This window comes from Pseudoxanthomonas beigongshangi (assembly GCF_016820515.1).
Taxonomy (GTDB): domain Bacteria; phylum Pseudomonadota; class Gammaproteobacteria; order Xanthomonadales; family Xanthomonadaceae; genus Pseudoxanthomonas_A; species Pseudoxanthomonas_A beigongshangi.
On sequence record NZ_JADHDV010000001.1, the window covers coordinates 157,266 to 171,627 of the forward strand.

14 protein-coding genes are annotated in these 14,362 nt (G+C 67.5%); 5 read left to right on the forward strand and 9 right to left on the reverse strand.

What is annotated here, in order from left to right; genetic code table 11:
• Positions 1-167 precede the first annotated feature (167 nt).
• From pstS to IQ458_RS00720, 5 genes are all read right to left on the reverse strand, one after another.
• Positions 168-1,184, reverse strand: coding sequence for a phosphate ABC transporter substrate-binding protein PstS (gene pstS, locus IQ458_RS00700; RefSeq protein ID WP_183643065.1), 1,017 nt, complete (start codon positions 1,182-1,184; stop codon positions 168-170).
• A 282-nt stretch (positions 1,185-1,466) separates the two neighbouring features.
• On the reverse strand, positions 1,467-2,633 hold the full coding sequence (locus IQ458_RS00705; RefSeq protein ID WP_183643062.1) for an OprO/OprP family phosphate-selective porin: 1,167 nt from the start codon (positions 2,631-2,633) through the stop codon (positions 1,467-1,469).
• A 345-nt stretch (positions 2,634-2,978) separates the two neighbouring features.
• Positions 2,979-3,650 carry an endonuclease III gene (nth, locus tag IQ458_RS00710; protein WP_203321596.1) on the reverse strand — a complete coding sequence of 224 codons (672 nt, stop codon included), beginning with the start codon at positions 3,648-3,650 and terminating at the stop codon, positions 2,979-2,981.
• A gap of 27 nt (positions 3,651-3,677) precedes the next feature.
• Entirely contained in the window at positions 3,678-4,052 is a 375-nt protein-coding gene (locus IQ458_RS19815; RefSeq protein ID WP_203321597.1) for a hypothetical protein, read from the reverse strand.
• A 7-nt stretch (positions 4,053-4,059) separates the two neighbouring features.
• Positions 4,060-4,842 carry an enoyl-CoA hydratase/isomerase family protein gene (locus IQ458_RS00720; protein ID WP_203321598.1) on the reverse strand — a complete coding sequence of 261 codons (783 nt, stop codon included), beginning with the start codon at positions 4,840-4,842 and terminating at the stop codon, positions 4,060-4,062.
• A 171-nt stretch (positions 4,843-5,013) separates the two neighbouring features.
• Between IQ458_RS00720 and IQ458_RS00725 the strand changes: the two genes are divergently transcribed.
• The 4 genes from IQ458_RS00725 (at position 5,014) to IQ458_RS00740 (ending at position 8,933) form a co-directional block, all read left to right on the forward strand.
• Positions 5,014-5,715, forward strand: coding sequence for an FKBP-type peptidyl-prolyl cis-trans isomerase N-terminal domain-containing protein (locus IQ458_RS00725; RefSeq protein ID WP_183643050.1), 702 nt, complete (start codon positions 5,014-5,016; stop codon positions 5,713-5,715).
• A 114-nt stretch (positions 5,716-5,829) separates the two neighbouring features.
• Positions 5,830-6,630, forward strand: a complete 801-nt coding sequence (locus tag IQ458_RS00730) for a CoA pyrophosphatase (protein WP_203321599.1) — start codon at positions 5,830-5,832, stop codon at positions 6,628-6,630.
• Positions 6,630-7,484 (forward strand): sulfurtransferase, encoded by an 855-nt coding sequence (locus IQ458_RS00735; protein WP_203321600.1) that lies wholly within the window; start codon positions 6,630-6,632, stop codon positions 7,482-7,484. Before IQ458_RS00730 ends, IQ458_RS00735 begins: the two co-directional genes overlap by 1 nt.
• Before the next feature lie 111 nt (positions 7,485-7,595).
• Positions 7,596-8,933: a substrate-binding domain-containing protein gene (locus tag IQ458_RS00740; RefSeq protein WP_203321601.1), complete on the forward strand. Its 1,338-nt coding sequence runs from the start codon at positions 7,596-7,598 to the stop codon at positions 8,931-8,933.
• A gap of 19 nt (positions 8,934-8,952) precedes the next feature.
• Here IQ458_RS00740 and IQ458_RS00745 read toward each other — a convergent pair whose 3' ends face one another.
• Together IQ458_RS00745 and IQ458_RS00750 are read right to left on the reverse strand one after the other, a co-directional pair.
• Positions 8,953-9,255 carry a YciI-like protein gene (locus IQ458_RS00745; RefSeq protein WP_203321602.1) on the reverse strand — a complete coding sequence of 101 codons (303 nt, stop codon included), beginning with the start codon at positions 9,253-9,255 and terminating at the stop codon, positions 8,953-8,955.
• Positions 9,256-9,272: 17 nt separating this feature from the next.
• Positions 9,273-10,049: an enoyl-CoA hydratase/isomerase family protein gene (locus IQ458_RS00750; RefSeq protein WP_183643039.1), complete on the reverse strand. Its 777-nt coding sequence runs from the start codon at positions 10,047-10,049 to the stop codon at positions 9,273-9,275.
• 38 nt (positions 10,050-10,087) lie between these two features.
• Between IQ458_RS00750 and IQ458_RS00755 the strand changes: the two genes are divergently transcribed.
• The gene (locus IQ458_RS00755; RefSeq protein ID WP_192197553.1) at positions 10,088-10,534 is read left to right on the forward strand and encodes a copper chaperone PCu(A)C; all 447 of its coding nucleotides are present in this window, start codon (positions 10,088-10,090) and stop codon (positions 10,532-10,534) included.
• A gap of 117 nt (positions 10,535-10,651) precedes the next feature.
• Here the strand turns inward: IQ458_RS00755 and IQ458_RS00760 are convergent, their stop codons facing one another.
• Positions 10,652-11,071 carry an acyl-CoA thioesterase gene (locus tag IQ458_RS00760; protein ID WP_203321603.1) on the reverse strand — a complete coding sequence of 140 codons (420 nt, stop codon included), beginning with the start codon at positions 11,069-11,071 and terminating at the stop codon, positions 10,652-10,654.
• A complete protein-coding gene (uvrA, locus tag IQ458_RS00765) occupies positions 11,068-13,992 on the reverse strand; it encodes an excinuclease ABC subunit UvrA (protein ID WP_183643028.1) in 2,925 nt (974 codons plus the stop codon). The genes IQ458_RS00760 and uvrA overlap by 4 nt, the downstream gene beginning before the upstream one ends.
• Between the last annotated feature and the right edge of the window lie 370 nt (positions 13,993-14,362).

Sequence of the window (14,362 nt, forward strand, 5' to 3'; positions counted from 1 at the left end):
GAAAAGCTCGCGGCCGGAGGCCGCTCCCGCCGCCGACAAGGGAGATTTCCCGCGGCATAAAAAAAGCGGGCCAGAAGGCCCGCTTGGACAAAGATGCCAGTTGGTTTGAGAGAGGGGATCCCGACCGCGCGGGAGAGAGGGGTACGCGGCCGGGATCGGGGAGAGGATTACTTCAGGTTCTGCGACCAGTAGGTTTCGATCTGCTTGACCAGCGGATCCGGCAGCGGGACGTAGTCCAGCGCCTTGGCCTGGCCGTCGCCGTTGGCGTAGACCCAGCTGAAGAATTCCTGGGTGGCCTTGGTGCCGGCCGGGTTCTTCGGCTGCTTGCTGACCAGGATGAAGTTGGTCGCGGTGATCGGCCAGGAATTGGCGCCCGGGGCGTTGGTCATCACCAGGTAGAAATCCTTGGCGGTACCCCATTCGGCGCTGGCGGCGGCGGCCGAGAAGGTCTCGTCGCTGGGCAGCACGTAGTTGCCGGCGGCGTTCTTCAGGCGCGAGTAGGCCATCTTGTTCTGCAGCGCGTAGGACAGTTCGACGTAGCCGATGCCACCCTTGATCTGCTTGACGTACGCGGCGACGCCTTCGTTGCCCTTGCCGCCGATGCCGGTCGGCCACTGCACGGAGGTGCCTTCACCGACCTGGCTCTTCCACTCGCCGCTGACCTTGGACAGGTAGTTGACGAAGTTGAAGGTGGTGCCCGAACCGTCGGAACGGTGGACGACGGTGATCTTCTGCGCCGGCAGCTGCACGCCGCCGTTGAGCGCGACGATGCGCGGGTCGTTCCACATCTTCACCTTGCCCAGGAAGATGTCGGCCAGCAGGTCGCCGTCGAGCTTCAGCGCGCCCGAGGGCACGCCCGGCACGTTGATGACCGGCACCACGCCGCCGATCACCGACGGGAACTGGGCGAGGTTGAACTTGGCCAGCTCGTCCGGCTTCAGCGGGGCATCGGACGAACCGAAGTCGACCGTGCCGGCCTTGATCTGGGCAATACCGCCACCGGAACCGATGGACTGGTAGTTGACCTTCTTCTGGGTGGCCTTGGCGTAGTCGGCCGACCACTTGGTCATGACCGGGTAGACGAACGACGCGCCGGCGCCGGTGACGTCGGCAGCGGCGGCCTGGGCCGAGAGCGCGCCGGCGATGGCCAGCACGGCGACGCGGGTCTTGAACGAGTTGAACACGGATGGCTCCTGGGAGTGGCGTAGCGGCACGGTGTGCCGTCGGCGTGCATTTCACGACGTTTGCGTGACAGCGCCATGTCGCCTTCATGACAGCCGGATGACAGGCGACCGGGGGCCTCAGCCGGTCGGGGAGCCCCTTGTACGGAGGCCAAGAGCTCGCGCCGTCCCGGCGCGAGCTTTTCCCGACAATACCCGCGCTCCCCCGGTCCCCCCTCCCGCAAAACGAAAGAGGGCGCGGCCTGCGCCGCGCCCTCCGCGAATCCCGTTCGGGATCGTTCCGGCTTACCAGTAGAACTGCAGGCGGGCTTCGACCACGTTCGGGTCGTCCTTCAGCACGCCCTTCTCCTGCTTGACCGCGACGTAGTTCAGCATGAACTTGAAGTTGGAGCGCCAGTACCAGTTCACGCCGGCGGTCCAGCTGTCCATCTCGCCGCCGACCACCGCGCCGTCGGTCAGATCGATGGTGTCGTAGCGCAGGCCCAGCTGCCACATGCCCTTGGTCGGGTCGCTCGGCAGGCCGGTGGTCGGCACGCCGGCCTTGTAGCCCCAGGTCTCGCCGGTGATGTTCCACAGGCCCGACACGTAGAAGCCGTCGCCGCTGTAGTCGTCGAAGCTGCCGTAGCGCTTGACGTCGGTCTTCATGTATTCGCCCTGCAGCTTGAACGGACCGTTCACCCACATGGCTTCGGCGCCGAGCACGCTGCTGCGGTCGCTGGCGCGCAGGCCGCTGCTGCCGGTGTCGACGAAGCGGGTCGGGACCATGTCGGCCATCGGACGGGCGCGCAGGCGGATCACGTCGCCATCGGTGTCCTTGTCGGTGTACGACAGGCCCAGGTGCAGGATGCTGCCGGCCTCGTTGATCGGCGCCCAGTAGCCGCGGGCCGAATAGCCACCGCCATGTTCGCGGTTGCGGGTCAGTTCACGGCCGAAGAAGCTGGCGGTCACGCCCCAGTTGGCGTCGCCGATGTTGTACTGCAGGCCGAGGCGGCGCGGGGTGCCCAGCGAGTTGGTGATCGACGACTTGGAGATGAAGTCGTTGTTCTTGGTGCTGGACAGCTCTTCCAGGGTGGCGCCCGGCTGCTTGAACTGGCCGATCTGCAGGAAGTGGTTGGCGTTGCCGCCGATCTTGTACTTGACGTTGGCGTCCAGGAACTTGTCGTCCTTGGCGTCATAGCCCAGCACCCACTCGATGTTGCCCGGGCCCTTGCCCTTGAGCACGAGTTCGGCGCGGCGCAGTTCGTTCAAGTAGTCGTCGCCATCCAGATCCGAAGACGAATCGGCGCCGTAGTCGATGGTGTCGGTGTCGAACTTGTAGAAGTCCGCCTGGACCAGGCCTTCGAACGAGACTTCGGAACCGCCGATCACGTCGATCGGAATCTCGGCCTGGGCGGCAGGCGCCGCGACCGCGGCCAGCAGTGCGAGAGTCAGGGTGCTGCGGGAGAGTTTCATGGGTTAGCCCTTGGGGCAGGTGTGGAAGACGCTGCGCAGGCTAGTTGGTAAAAGTTGCGTTATTGTTACAACGCTGTCTTATTTCGTCGGGATGACAGTTTGATGGCGGTTGGGGGCCGGGATTGGGGATTCGGGATGATCGGCCGTGCGGCCGTTGAAAGCCGGGATTCGGTAAAAGCTCGGCTGTGCCTCCCCCTTTGAAAAAGGGGGACCGAGGGGGACTCGCTCCTGGCAGACGGCAGGCGCCCAACGTCGCCCGGGGCGCCCGTCAGCTTCCGATAGCCGTCATGCAGCTTGCCGCACACGGCAAGCCGTCGCCATCGCGATGCATCGTTGCCTTCCCCCTCAATCCGCCACCGTCTTGTCCGGATAACGGCAGATATCGCGGATCACGCATTGCGGGCAATCCGGCTTGCGCGCCTTGCAGACATAGCGGCCATGCAGGATCAGCCAGTGGTGGGCGTCGTGCAGGAATTCGGCCGGGACCGTCTTCAGCAGTCCATCCTCGACTTCGCGCACGTTCTTGCCCGGCGCCAGGCCGGTCCGGTTGGCGACGCGGAAGATATGGGTGTCCACCGCCATGGTCGGTTCGCCGAACGCGGTGTTCAGCACCACGTTGGCGGTCTTGCGGCCGACGCCGGGCAGGGCTTCCAGCGCTTCGCGCGAGCGCGGTACCTCGCCACCATACTGCTCGACCAGGATCCGGCAGGTGGCGAGCACGTTCCTCGCCTTGGCGTTGTACAGGCCAATCGTCGAGATGTACTTCTTCAGCCCCTCCTCGCCGAGGGCCAGGATCTTTTCCGCGGTGTTGGCGACCGGGAACAGGCGCCGGGTGGCCTTGTTGACGCCCACGTCGGTGGCCTGCGCGGACAGGGTCACCGCCACCAGCAGCTCGAACGGGGTCTTGTATTCCAGTTCGGTCGTGGGCTTGGGATTGAGTTCGCGCAGGCGCGAGAACAGTTCCTGCACCTCGGCCTTGCTCAGGGTGCGGCTGCGGCGTTTGCGGCGTTCTGTCATGCGTTCCAGGGGCTTGGTGTGCGGCGGCTAGGAACCGCTTTTTCCCGCCGCACGCGCCTTGGCGCGCGCCAGGATGGCGGCGGCGGAAGGGGGAAGTGACGGGCGGGGTGCCTGCGGCGCCGCCGGTGCCGGCACGCGCCGGGCATCGCGTTCGGCGGCACGCCGGAGCAACCGCGCCTGGCGCGCGCGATGGCGATCGCGCGCCTCCCATGCCGTGCGCAGCCGGCGCTGGGCATCCCAGATGGGTGCCAGCCGGGTGACGCACGCGCAGTCCGCGGAGCAGGGCGCGATGTCCATCAGTCCGGCGTCGATGGCGGCATCCAGGTCGTCCCGCGCCAGCAACGCCAGCAGGCTTTCCCCGCGCGCGGCCTGCCGGCAGATGGAGGAAGATGCCTCGCCCATGAAGGTTTCAGCGGCCGGCGAACTGCGGCTTGCGGCGTTCCAGGAACGCGCGCGTGCCTTCGCGCATGTCCTCGGTCGAGAACATCAGGCCGAACTGCGCCGATTCGTACTGCAGGCCTTCCTCGATCGCGCATTCGCCACCGACGTGGATGACGTCCAGGTTGCCGCGCAGCGCCAGCGGCGCGGCCTGCGCCAACTGTTCGGCCCATTGCGTGGTTTCGGCTTCCAGCGCGTCGGCGGCAACCACCTTGTTGACGATGCCCAACTGGTACGCGCGTTCGGCGTTGATGGGCGCGCCCAGCAGGCACAGTTCCAGCGTGGCCGCGCGGCCGGCCAGGCGCAGCAGCCGCTGGCTGCCGCCAAAACCGGGGATCAGGCCGAGATTGATTTCGGGCTGCCCGACCTTGGCGTTGTCCGAGGCGATGCGCAGGTGGCAGGCCATCGCCAGTTCCAGGCCGCCGCCCAGGGCGAACCCGTTGATCATCGCGATCACCGGCTTGGGCAGGGTTTCGATGCGCCGCATCAGGCGTTGGCCGCGCAGGGAGAAGTCGCGCCCCTCGACCGCGCTCAGGGCGGACATCTCGGCGATGTCCGCGCCTGCCACGAACGCCTTGGGGCCGGCGCCGGTCAGGACCACCACCCGTACCGCCGGGTCCGCCGCCGCCGCTTCGAAGGCCACGAGCAGGGCGTCCAGGGTGGCCGCGTTGAGCGCGTTCAGTTTGTCCGGGCGGTTGACGGTGATGCGCCGGATGGCGCCCTGGTCGGTGACGGAAACGGGGGTGTCGGACATGCGCGGGAATCCCGGTAAATTCGTGAATTTTAAGTGAAATTGAACTCTTGGGCCGCCCCGTCGGTCGTAGCCGGCGGTTGTCAGTGGCGGTTAAGCGCCCTGGCCGCTATCCTAGCGCGTCCATTCGAGGCGGTACGTCCGCCCTGTACCACCACCCTGGAGAAATCGTTGATGAAGTTGCGTTCGTTAGTGGTCGCTGTCGCGGCATTCGCCATGGCCGGTAGCGCCCTGGCTCAGGACACCACGTCCGAGAAAGGCAAGTTGAGCTATTACTTCGGCTACGACTACGGCAACAACCTGGCGGAACTGACCGGTCGCGGCGAGCAGCTCGACATCAACACCGTCATCAAGGGCCTCCAGGATGCGTATGCCAAGAAGCAGCCGGCGCTGACCGCCGATCAGCTCAAGCCCGCGCTGGAAGCGTTCCAGAAGCGCGAGCAGCAGCGTGCCCAGCAGGCCAAGGCCGAGTACGACAAGGTCGCCGCGGAAAACAAGACCAAGAGCGATCAGTTCCTGGCCCAGAACAAGGCCAAGCAGGGCGTGCAGTCGCTGCCCAGCGGCGTGCAGTACCGCGTGATCGAAGCCGGCGCCGGCGCCAAGCCGACCCAGGCCAGCACGGTCAGCCTGGAAGTCGCCGGTCCGTATCCGTTCGGCCAGAAGCCGGCCGAGGCGCGTCCCGCCCAGCAGATGCCGAACGTGAAGGTCAGCGAGATCGAAATGCAGGCCATGCGCGAAGTGCTGCTGCAGATGCCGTCGGGCGCCAAGTGGGAAGTCGCGCTGCCGCCGGACAAGGCCTACGGCGCGGATCCGCGCACGGGCTTCCCGCCGAACGTGGCGGTGGTTTTCGAAATCAAGCTGCTCAGCACCAAGTAATTCCAGCAGTCGATTTTTCCCAGCAGTCCCGCTACGCCGGCCCCAGGCCGGCGTAGTGCGTTTTGCGCGGCACGGGCGCGGTTTTCGCGCTAGGCTGCGCAGGTATGAAGGTTCATGAATTCCGCTTTTCGCGCCGTGCTTAGCCCGTGCATCGGCGTCTGTACCCTGGGTGACGACGGGCTGTGCGAAGGCTGTCTGCGCACGACCGCCGAGATCGCCCGCTGGTCCCGAATGAACGATGACGAACGCCTGCGTCTGATGGAAACGGTGCTGCCCGCGCGTGAGCAGGGCAAGCTGCCGTTCGAGCAGCGCCTGCCCGAGGCCTCGCGCCTGCATCACGTGCTGCACCCGCTGGACCACATACCCACCGCGCGCGGCTGGAACCACGAGGAATTGCTGGACCTGTTGCCGCCGGGCGAACCGGCGGAAGCCGCGGTACTGGCCGGCCTGGTGCCGCGCCCGCAGGGCACGCAGGTGATCCTGACCAAGCGGACCGATGGCCTGCGCCACCATGCCGGGCAGGTGAGCTTTCCCGGGGGCCGCATCGAGGCGGCAGACGCGGGCGTGGTTGCCGCCGCGCTGCGCGAGACCTGGGAGGAACTGGCCATTCCCGCCAGCCAGATCGCGCCGCTGGGTTTCCTGGATCCCTTCACGACGATCAGCGGTTTCCGGGTGGTGCCGGTGGTCGCGGTGATCGATCCGGCCTACGTCGCCACCCCGGAACCGGGCGAGGTGGCAGACGTGTTCGAAGTACCGCTCGATTACCTGATGGCGCCGGCCAATCTGCGTCGGGTGGAAGTGGACTATCGCGGCCGTCGCCGTGCGGTGCTGGAGTACGGTTGGCCCGGCCAGCGCATCTGGGGCGCCACCGCCGCGATCCTGTACAACCTGAGGCAACGACTGGAGGGCGCGTGATGCACTGGACGACGCTGGTGGACGTGGATGCATTGGCCGCGGCGCTGGACGATCCCGGCCTGCGGATCGTCGACGCGCGCTTTGCCCTGATGGATCCCGGCGCCGGTCGAACGGCGTACGCGGAGTCGCATCTGCCAGGCGCGGTGCATGCCGATCTCAACGAAGATCTGTCCGATCTGTCGCGTTCCGGCCTGGGCCGGCATCCGCTGCCGGAAGATGCCGCTTTTGCCCGACGCCTCGGCGAGTGGGGCATCGGGCCCCAACATCAGGTCGTGGTGTACGACGCCGGTGACGGCAGCATGGCCGCCGCGCGGCTGTGGTGGATGCTGAGGCTGCTGGGCCACCGTCAGGTGGCGGTGCTCGATGGCGGCCTCGCCGCGTGGCGCGCGCGCGGCTTGTCGGAGACCGCGGAACCACCCCGGATCAACGCCCTCCCGGCGTATCCCGCCGGATTCGATGCGCGGCTCATCGCCGACGCCGACGAAGTGCGCCGGCGCCTCGACGAGGACAGTGGCTGGTTGGTCGACGCCCGCGCGCCCGAGCGTTTCCGTGGCGAGGTTGAGCCCATCGATCCGGTGGCCGGCCACGTGCCCGGCGCGCTCAATCGTCCTTTCGGCGCCAACCTGCGCGACGGCAAGTTCAAACCCGCCGCGGAACTGCATGCCGAACTGGCGCCGATGCTGGCCGGAAGGCGGCCGGATGATCTGGTGCTCATGTGTGGTTCCGGCGTGACCGCCTGCCACCTGCTGCTGGCGTTCGAACACGCCGGCCTGTCGGGCGCGCGCGTTTACGCGGGTTCCTGGAGCGGCTGGATCGCCGATCCGGCGCGTCCGGTCGAACGCGGCGCGCGCTGACGCCGCTGTCGGCATCATTCCGGCGTCATCGTTCCCTCCGAAGTCGCGTTCACCGTCATCGCCCTGTAACCGGACGCGGTCACTCTGCCGCGCTTCATAGGGGGATGATCGATGCTGCACCGTTTGCCGCGCGTCGCACTGGCGATGTGCCTGTTGTTGCCGGCCTGTCTGCCGGCGTCCGCGCAGGATGATGGCTCCGCCGAGCGTCTGCGCATCCATGGCTCCAATACGCTGGGCGACGCGCTGGTCCCGGCGATGGTCGAATCCTGGCTGCATCACATCGGCTATACCGGAATCCGCCGCAAGGCCGTATCCGCGCAGCAGACCGAGATCCGCGCGACCCGCGACGGGATGCCGCTGATCGTGGAAATCGGCAAGCGCGGCTCGGCGGCGGGGTTCAGCGATCTGGTCGAGGGGAACGCCGAGATCGCGATGCTGGCGCGCGCGCCGGACGCGGCGGAACGCGAGGCCGCCTGGCAATTGGGGGACCTCGAATCGCCGGATCAGGAATTCGTCGTCGCCGTCGACGGCCTGGCGGTGGTGGTCAATGAGCGGAATCCGGTCCGCCGCCTGTCGGTCGCGCAGTTGCGCGAGCTGGTCACCGGTCGCATCGGCGACTGGTCCGGGCTCGGGGGACGCAACGCGCCGATCCACCTGCATCTGGCGCGCGCGCCCAGCGGCAACCGCGATTTCCTGCGCGAGCGTGTGCTGGGGGCGGCGCCGGCGGCCGCGAACGCGCAGACGCATGCGACCCTGGCGCAGGCCGCGCGCGCGGTCGCGGCGGATCCGGATGCGGTCGCGGTGGTTGGGGTGGCCAGCGCGATCCCGCGCGGCACCCGCACGCTCGCCATCGCCGATGGCGGCCTGGCCATCCTGCCGACCCGGATCAACGTGATGAGCGAGGACTATCCGCTCGTGCGGCGCTACCGGCTCTACGGGGGGCCGCTGATGTCGGCGCTGGGTCGCAGCTTCGCCCAGTACAGCGTCGGCCGCGAAGCGCAGAAGGCGGTGGAACGGGCGGGATTCCTGGCGATGACGCTGCGCCCGGCAAGCCAGCCGCGCGCGCCGGATGCCGCGCAACCCTACGGGCAGGCGGTGGCCGGCACCGAGCGCCTGCCGCTGAGCCTGCGCTTCAACGCGGCGTCGCTGACCACATTCTTCGACAGCCGGGGTGCGAATGATCTGGAACGCCTGATCGCCTACATGCGGCTACCGCAGAACCAGGGACGCCAGGTCACGGTGGTGGGCTTCTCGCACGACGATGGCAGCAACCGCCTGATCGCCACCGTGCGCAGCAACCAGCATGCCGACACGGTGGCCGACCATCTGGTCAAGCAGGGCATTCCGGTGCAGCGATCCATCGGCATGGGCGCCACCCGTGCGCTGGGCGGCGGCGCCGACGCCGGCACGCGTTATCGAAACGAGCGCGTGGAAGTGTGGGTGAGATGAGCCAACCGATGACCCCGGCTCAACCGGGCCGGGTCGGCTCGCTCGCCTCGATGCCCACCACGGTGTGCCAGCGACGGATGCGCCATCGCGTGACGATACCGTTGCGGACATAGGGATCGGCGGCAACGAACGCTTCCACCGGCGCGGACGAGTCGCAGCGGAACACCATCACCGCCATGTCCAGTGGATCGTCGACCGCGCCGCCCAACTGCATTTCCCCGCGCGCCTGGGATTCCCAGGCCAGGCGCAAATGTTCGTCTCGGAACTGCCCGCGCCGCTGTGCATAGTCGGGCGCGTAGTCGTAACAGAGCAGGAAATGCATGGACGCCTCGCGCGGCGTTACTTCTTCAGCTTGTCCACCAGCGCCTTCAGCGCGGTCTGGGTGTCGGGCGCGTCCCAGGCGTCGATGAAGCGGTCCAGCTGGATGAACTCCGGTGACATCGCTTCCACCACGTCGCGGCGGGCGATGGCACGGGTCTGCAGCATCGGGTGGTGGGGCAGGCGCAGCAGGTTCTCCAGCCAGGCCAGCGCACGCGCATCGACCTGCTCCTGATCGGCCAGTTCGTCCACCAGCCCCAGTTCCAGCGCACGCTCGGCCGGCACCATCTCGCCGGCCACCAGCAGGCGTTCGGCGCGATGCGGGCCGACCAGTCGCCGCATCAGCCGCTGGATGCCTTCCGGCGCGACCAGGCCGACCTGGGTTTCGTTGAGGCCGATGCCGAAGGGACGCGCGGGATCCACGCTGCGGGCCATCACCCGGTAGTCGCAGCACAGCGCCAGCACGCAGCCGCCCGCGGGCGCGTGACCGCCGATGGCCGCCACCACCGGCACCCGCGAATCGGCCAGCGCGCGCGCCGCGCCGAAGAACGCCTGCCAGGCGTCCATCAGCGCGTGCCGGTTCTCGCCCAGCGACAGCAGGTAGGGCACATCCATGCCGGCGGAGAAGATCTTCGGGTTGCCGGCCAGCACGATGCCGCGCACGCCATCGCCCACGGCGGTATCGACCGCGTGGATCAGGGCGCGGCACAGTTCGGTGTTGAGGGCGTTGACCGGCGGACGCGCCAGCCGGATCTCGCGGACGCTGCCATGGTCCCGGGTTTCAATCAACGAGGACATTCATCTGCTCCAAGGGCGTGTGGGCCTATGATAGGCGCATGAATCGCCGCCTTGTATCCGCTCTCGTCCCCGTCGCGCTGCTGGCCGGCAGCGTCTCCGCCCATGCCGCCGAGTGCCTGCCCACGGCCCGCCAGGCGTGGATACGGCTGCCGCCATCGCCGGCCATGCCGATGATGGCCGGCTTCCTTCGCATCGATAACACCTGCGCCAAGGCGGTGGAAGTCGCCGGCGCCGACAGCCTGGCCTTCGCCGAGGTGTCGCTGCATGAATCGCGGCAGGTCGATGGCGTCAACAAGATGCGCGAACTGGAAACCCTGCCGGTCGCCGCCGGCAAATCGGTCGAGTTCAAGCCCGGTGGCCTGCACCTGATGCTGTACAAGCCCTACGCCCCGGTGAAGGAAGGCGACAAGCCGGTGATCACGCTCAAGCTGAAGGACGGCCGCAGCCTGCCGGTGACCTTCGAGGTGCGCAGGACGGCGCCGTAGCCTGTCCGTTTCGAAGCCAAGGGCAGCTTGTGGGAGCGACGTCAGTCGCGATGCTTTCCGATCCGGCAAAGAGCATTCGCGACTGACGTCGCTCCCACAGGGACGAACCTGACGTCGTCAAACGGACGCGTTGCGCACGGCGTCCGGCAGCGGCGCGCTCTTGCCTGTGTGGGTATCCATCCACACCACCACGACGTTGCCGTCGCAGTACAGCGCGCCGTTCTGGTCGACGATGCGATGACCGATGGTGACGCTGCTAGTGCCCAGCCGATCCACGTACAGTTCTACCAGGATGTCGTTCGGCCAGGTCAACGGACGGCGGTAGTTGATGTTGTTGGCGGCGACCACGGGCGCGATGCGATCGGTCATCGAGACGCCCGGAATGTCGAGGATCCAGCGTACGCGCGCTTCTTCCAGATAGGACACGTACTTGGCGTTGTTGACGTGACCCATGCTGTCCATGTCGCGCCAGCGCACGCTGATCGGAATCGCCGCCAGCATCTTGCGGTCGGGGGAACTCTCGGGCGTCGAGGTCATTTGGCTTTCACCGCTTTCTTTTTCTTCTCGGACTTGCGCGGCGGCAGCACGTCGGGCTTGGCGACCGCGGCCGGCTTGCTGGCCTTGGGTGCCTTGCTGGCCGGCAGCAGCTTGGCCAGGAATCGGCCGGTATGCGAATCCGGATGCGCGGCGATGTCTTCCGGCGTGCCGCTGGCGAGGATGCGTCCCCCGCGATGGCCGCCCTCCGGACCCAGATCCACCACCCAGTCGGCGGTCTTGATCACGTCCAGGTTGTGCTCGATGACGACGATGGTGTTGCCCTCGTCGCGCAGCTTGTGCAGCACCGCCAGCAGGTGTTCGATGTCGTGGAAGTGCAGGCCGGTGGTCGGCTCGTCCAGGATGTACAGGGTACGGCCGGTATCGCGGCGCGACAGTTCCTTGGACAGCTTGACGCGCTGCGCCTCGCCGCCGGACAGCGTGGTCGCGCTCTGGCCCAGCTTGATGTAGCTCAGTCCCACGTCCATCAATGTTTCCAGCTTGCGGGCGATCGCCGGTACGGGCTCGAACAGCTTCAATGCGTCCTCGACGGTCATCTCCAGCACGTCGTTGATGTTGAAGCCCTTGTAGAGAATCTCCAGCGTTTCGCGGTTGTAGCGCTTGCCGTGGCAGACGTCGCAGGGCACGTACACGTCCGGCAGGAAGTGCATCTCGACCTTGATCAGGCCATCGCCCTGGCAGGCTTCGCAGCGGCCGCCGCGCACGTTGAAGCTGAAGCGGCCCGGCGAATAGCCGCGTGCACGCGCTTCCGGCACCTGCGCGTACAGTTCGCGCAGCGGCGTGAACAGGCCGGTGTAGGTGGCCGGGTTGGAGCGCGGGGTGCGGCCGATCGGCGACTGGTCGATGTCGACCACCTTGTCGAACAGGTCCAGGCCGACCACATCGCGGTACGGCGCCGGCTTGTGCGAGGCGCCGTTGATTTCATTGGCGGCCAGCGCGTACAGGGTGTCGTTGATCAGGGTGGACTTGCCGGAACCGGACACGCCGGTAACGCAGGTGAACAGGCCCGAGGCGATGTCCAGGTCCACGTCCTTCAGGTTGTTCCCGCTGGCGCCGCGCAGATGCAGCATCATCTTCGGGTTGGCCTTGTGGCGCGCCTTGGGCACCTCGATGCTGCGCTTGCCGGACAGGTACTGGCCGGTCAGCGAGCGCGGTGCCTTGAGGATGTCCTGCAGGCTGCCTTCGCCGACGATCTCGCCGCCATGCACGCCCGCGCCGGGACCGATGTCCAGCACGTAGTCGGCCGCGCGGATGGCGTCCTCGTCGTGTTCCACCACGATCACGGTGTTGCCGAGATCGCGCAGGCGGGTGAGGGTGCCGAGCAGACGTTCGTTGTCGCGCTGGTGCAGGCCGATGCTGGGTTCGTCCAGCACGTACATCACGCCGACCAGGCCGGCGCCGATCTGCGAGGCCAGGCGGATGCGCTGCGCCTCGCCGCCGGACAGGGTATCGGCCTTGCGTTCCAGGGTCAGGTAGTCCAGGCCGACATCGACCAGGAAGCCCAGCCGCTCGCCGATTTCCTTGACGATCTTGGCCGCGATCTCGCCGCGCCAGCCGGGCAGGGCCAGGCCGCGGAAGAACGACAGCGCCTCGTCCACCGGCATCACCACCAGCGCCGGCAGCGGCCGATCGGCGACGAACACGTTGCGCGCGGCCTTGTTCAGGCGGGCGCCGCCGCAGTCGGGGCAGGGCTGCTCGCTGATGTACTTGGCCAGTTCCTCGCGCACCGCCGGTGATTCGGTCTCGCGGTAGCGGCGCTCCAGGTTCGGCACGATGCCCTCGAAGCGATGCTTGCGCTGGGTGCGCCCGCCCGATTCGGTGAGATAGGTGAAGGTGATGACTTCCTCGCCGCTGCCGTACAGCACCGCCTGGCGGGCCTTCTCCGACAACGACTGCCACGGCGCATCCACGTCGAAGCGATAGTGCTTGGCGAGCGAGGCGATCAGCTGGAAATAGTAGGCGTTGCGGCGGTCCCAGCCGCGCACCGCGCCGGCGGCCAGCGACAGTTCCGGATGCACCACCACCCGCGCCGGATCGAAGAACTGGGCCACGCCCAGGCCATCGCAGGTCGGGCAGGCGCCGACCGGCGAGTTGAACGAGAACAGGCGCGGTTCCAGTTCCGGCAGCGAGTAGTCGCAGACCGGGCAGGAGTACTTGGACGAGAACAGCAGCGGATCGGTTTCCGGCTTGTCCAGCGACATCACCGAAGCCATGCCGTCGCCGAGCTTCAGCGCGGTTTCGAAGCTCTCGGCCAGGCGCTGCTTGATGTCATCGCGCGGCCGGAAGCGGTCGATGACCGCCTCGATGGTGTGCTTCTGGCGCAGCGCCAGCGGCGGTACCGCGTCGATTTCATGCAACTGGCCGTCCACCCGCACGCGCACGAAACCCTGCGCGCGCAACTGGTCGAACACCTGCGCATGCTCGCCCTTGCGCTCGCGGATGACCGGTGCCAGCAGCATGTAGCGCTGCTCGCCGTCCAGGCCCAAGACCTGGTCGACCATCTGGCTGACCGTCTGCGCCTCCAGCGGGTAGCCGTGGTCCGGGCAGCGCGGGGTGCCGACGCGGGCGTACAGCAGGCGCAGGTAGTCGTAGATCTCGGTGATGGTGCCGACCGTCGAGCGCGGGTTGTGCGAGGTCGACTTCTGCTCGATGGAGATCGCCGGCGACAGGCCCTCGATGTGGTCCACGTCCGGCTTTTCCATCACCGACAGGAACTGCCGGGCGTAGGCGGACAGCGACTCGACGTAGCGGCGCTGGCCTTCGGCGTAGATGGTGTCGAACGCCAGCGAGGACTTGCCCGAGCCGGACAGCCCGGTGATGACAATCAGCTTGTCCCGGGGCAGGTCGAGGTCGATGTTCTTGAGGTTGTGGGTGCGTGCGCCGCGGATGCGGATGCTGTCCATGCCGTGGGGTGGCCTGTTCAGAAGGGAGGGAAGGGCTCCGGATCCGCCGGCGCGACCCGGTCGCGCCGGCGAATCGCCCAGCGTAGCGATTCCGGTATTTGGGGGCAAATCGCCGCCAGCAAAGGCCTGGCAGCGGACGCCGAGGGCGCCCGCTGCGCTCCCGTTCACGCCGTTGCCGGCCCGGCTGGCGGGCCCTTCCGGGCAGTGGAACCCGGTGGCGTCTCAGGGCCTGCGACCCGGGCACGCCGGGCCACGGAGCCACCGGGCGGGCGGGAAGGGGGTGACTTGACTCTAAGCTGCTGAAAGCCCTACAATTCCGCTTCTGACCGCCCTCGATGGTGGTCGGGTTCAAGAGAATAACTACAGAAGA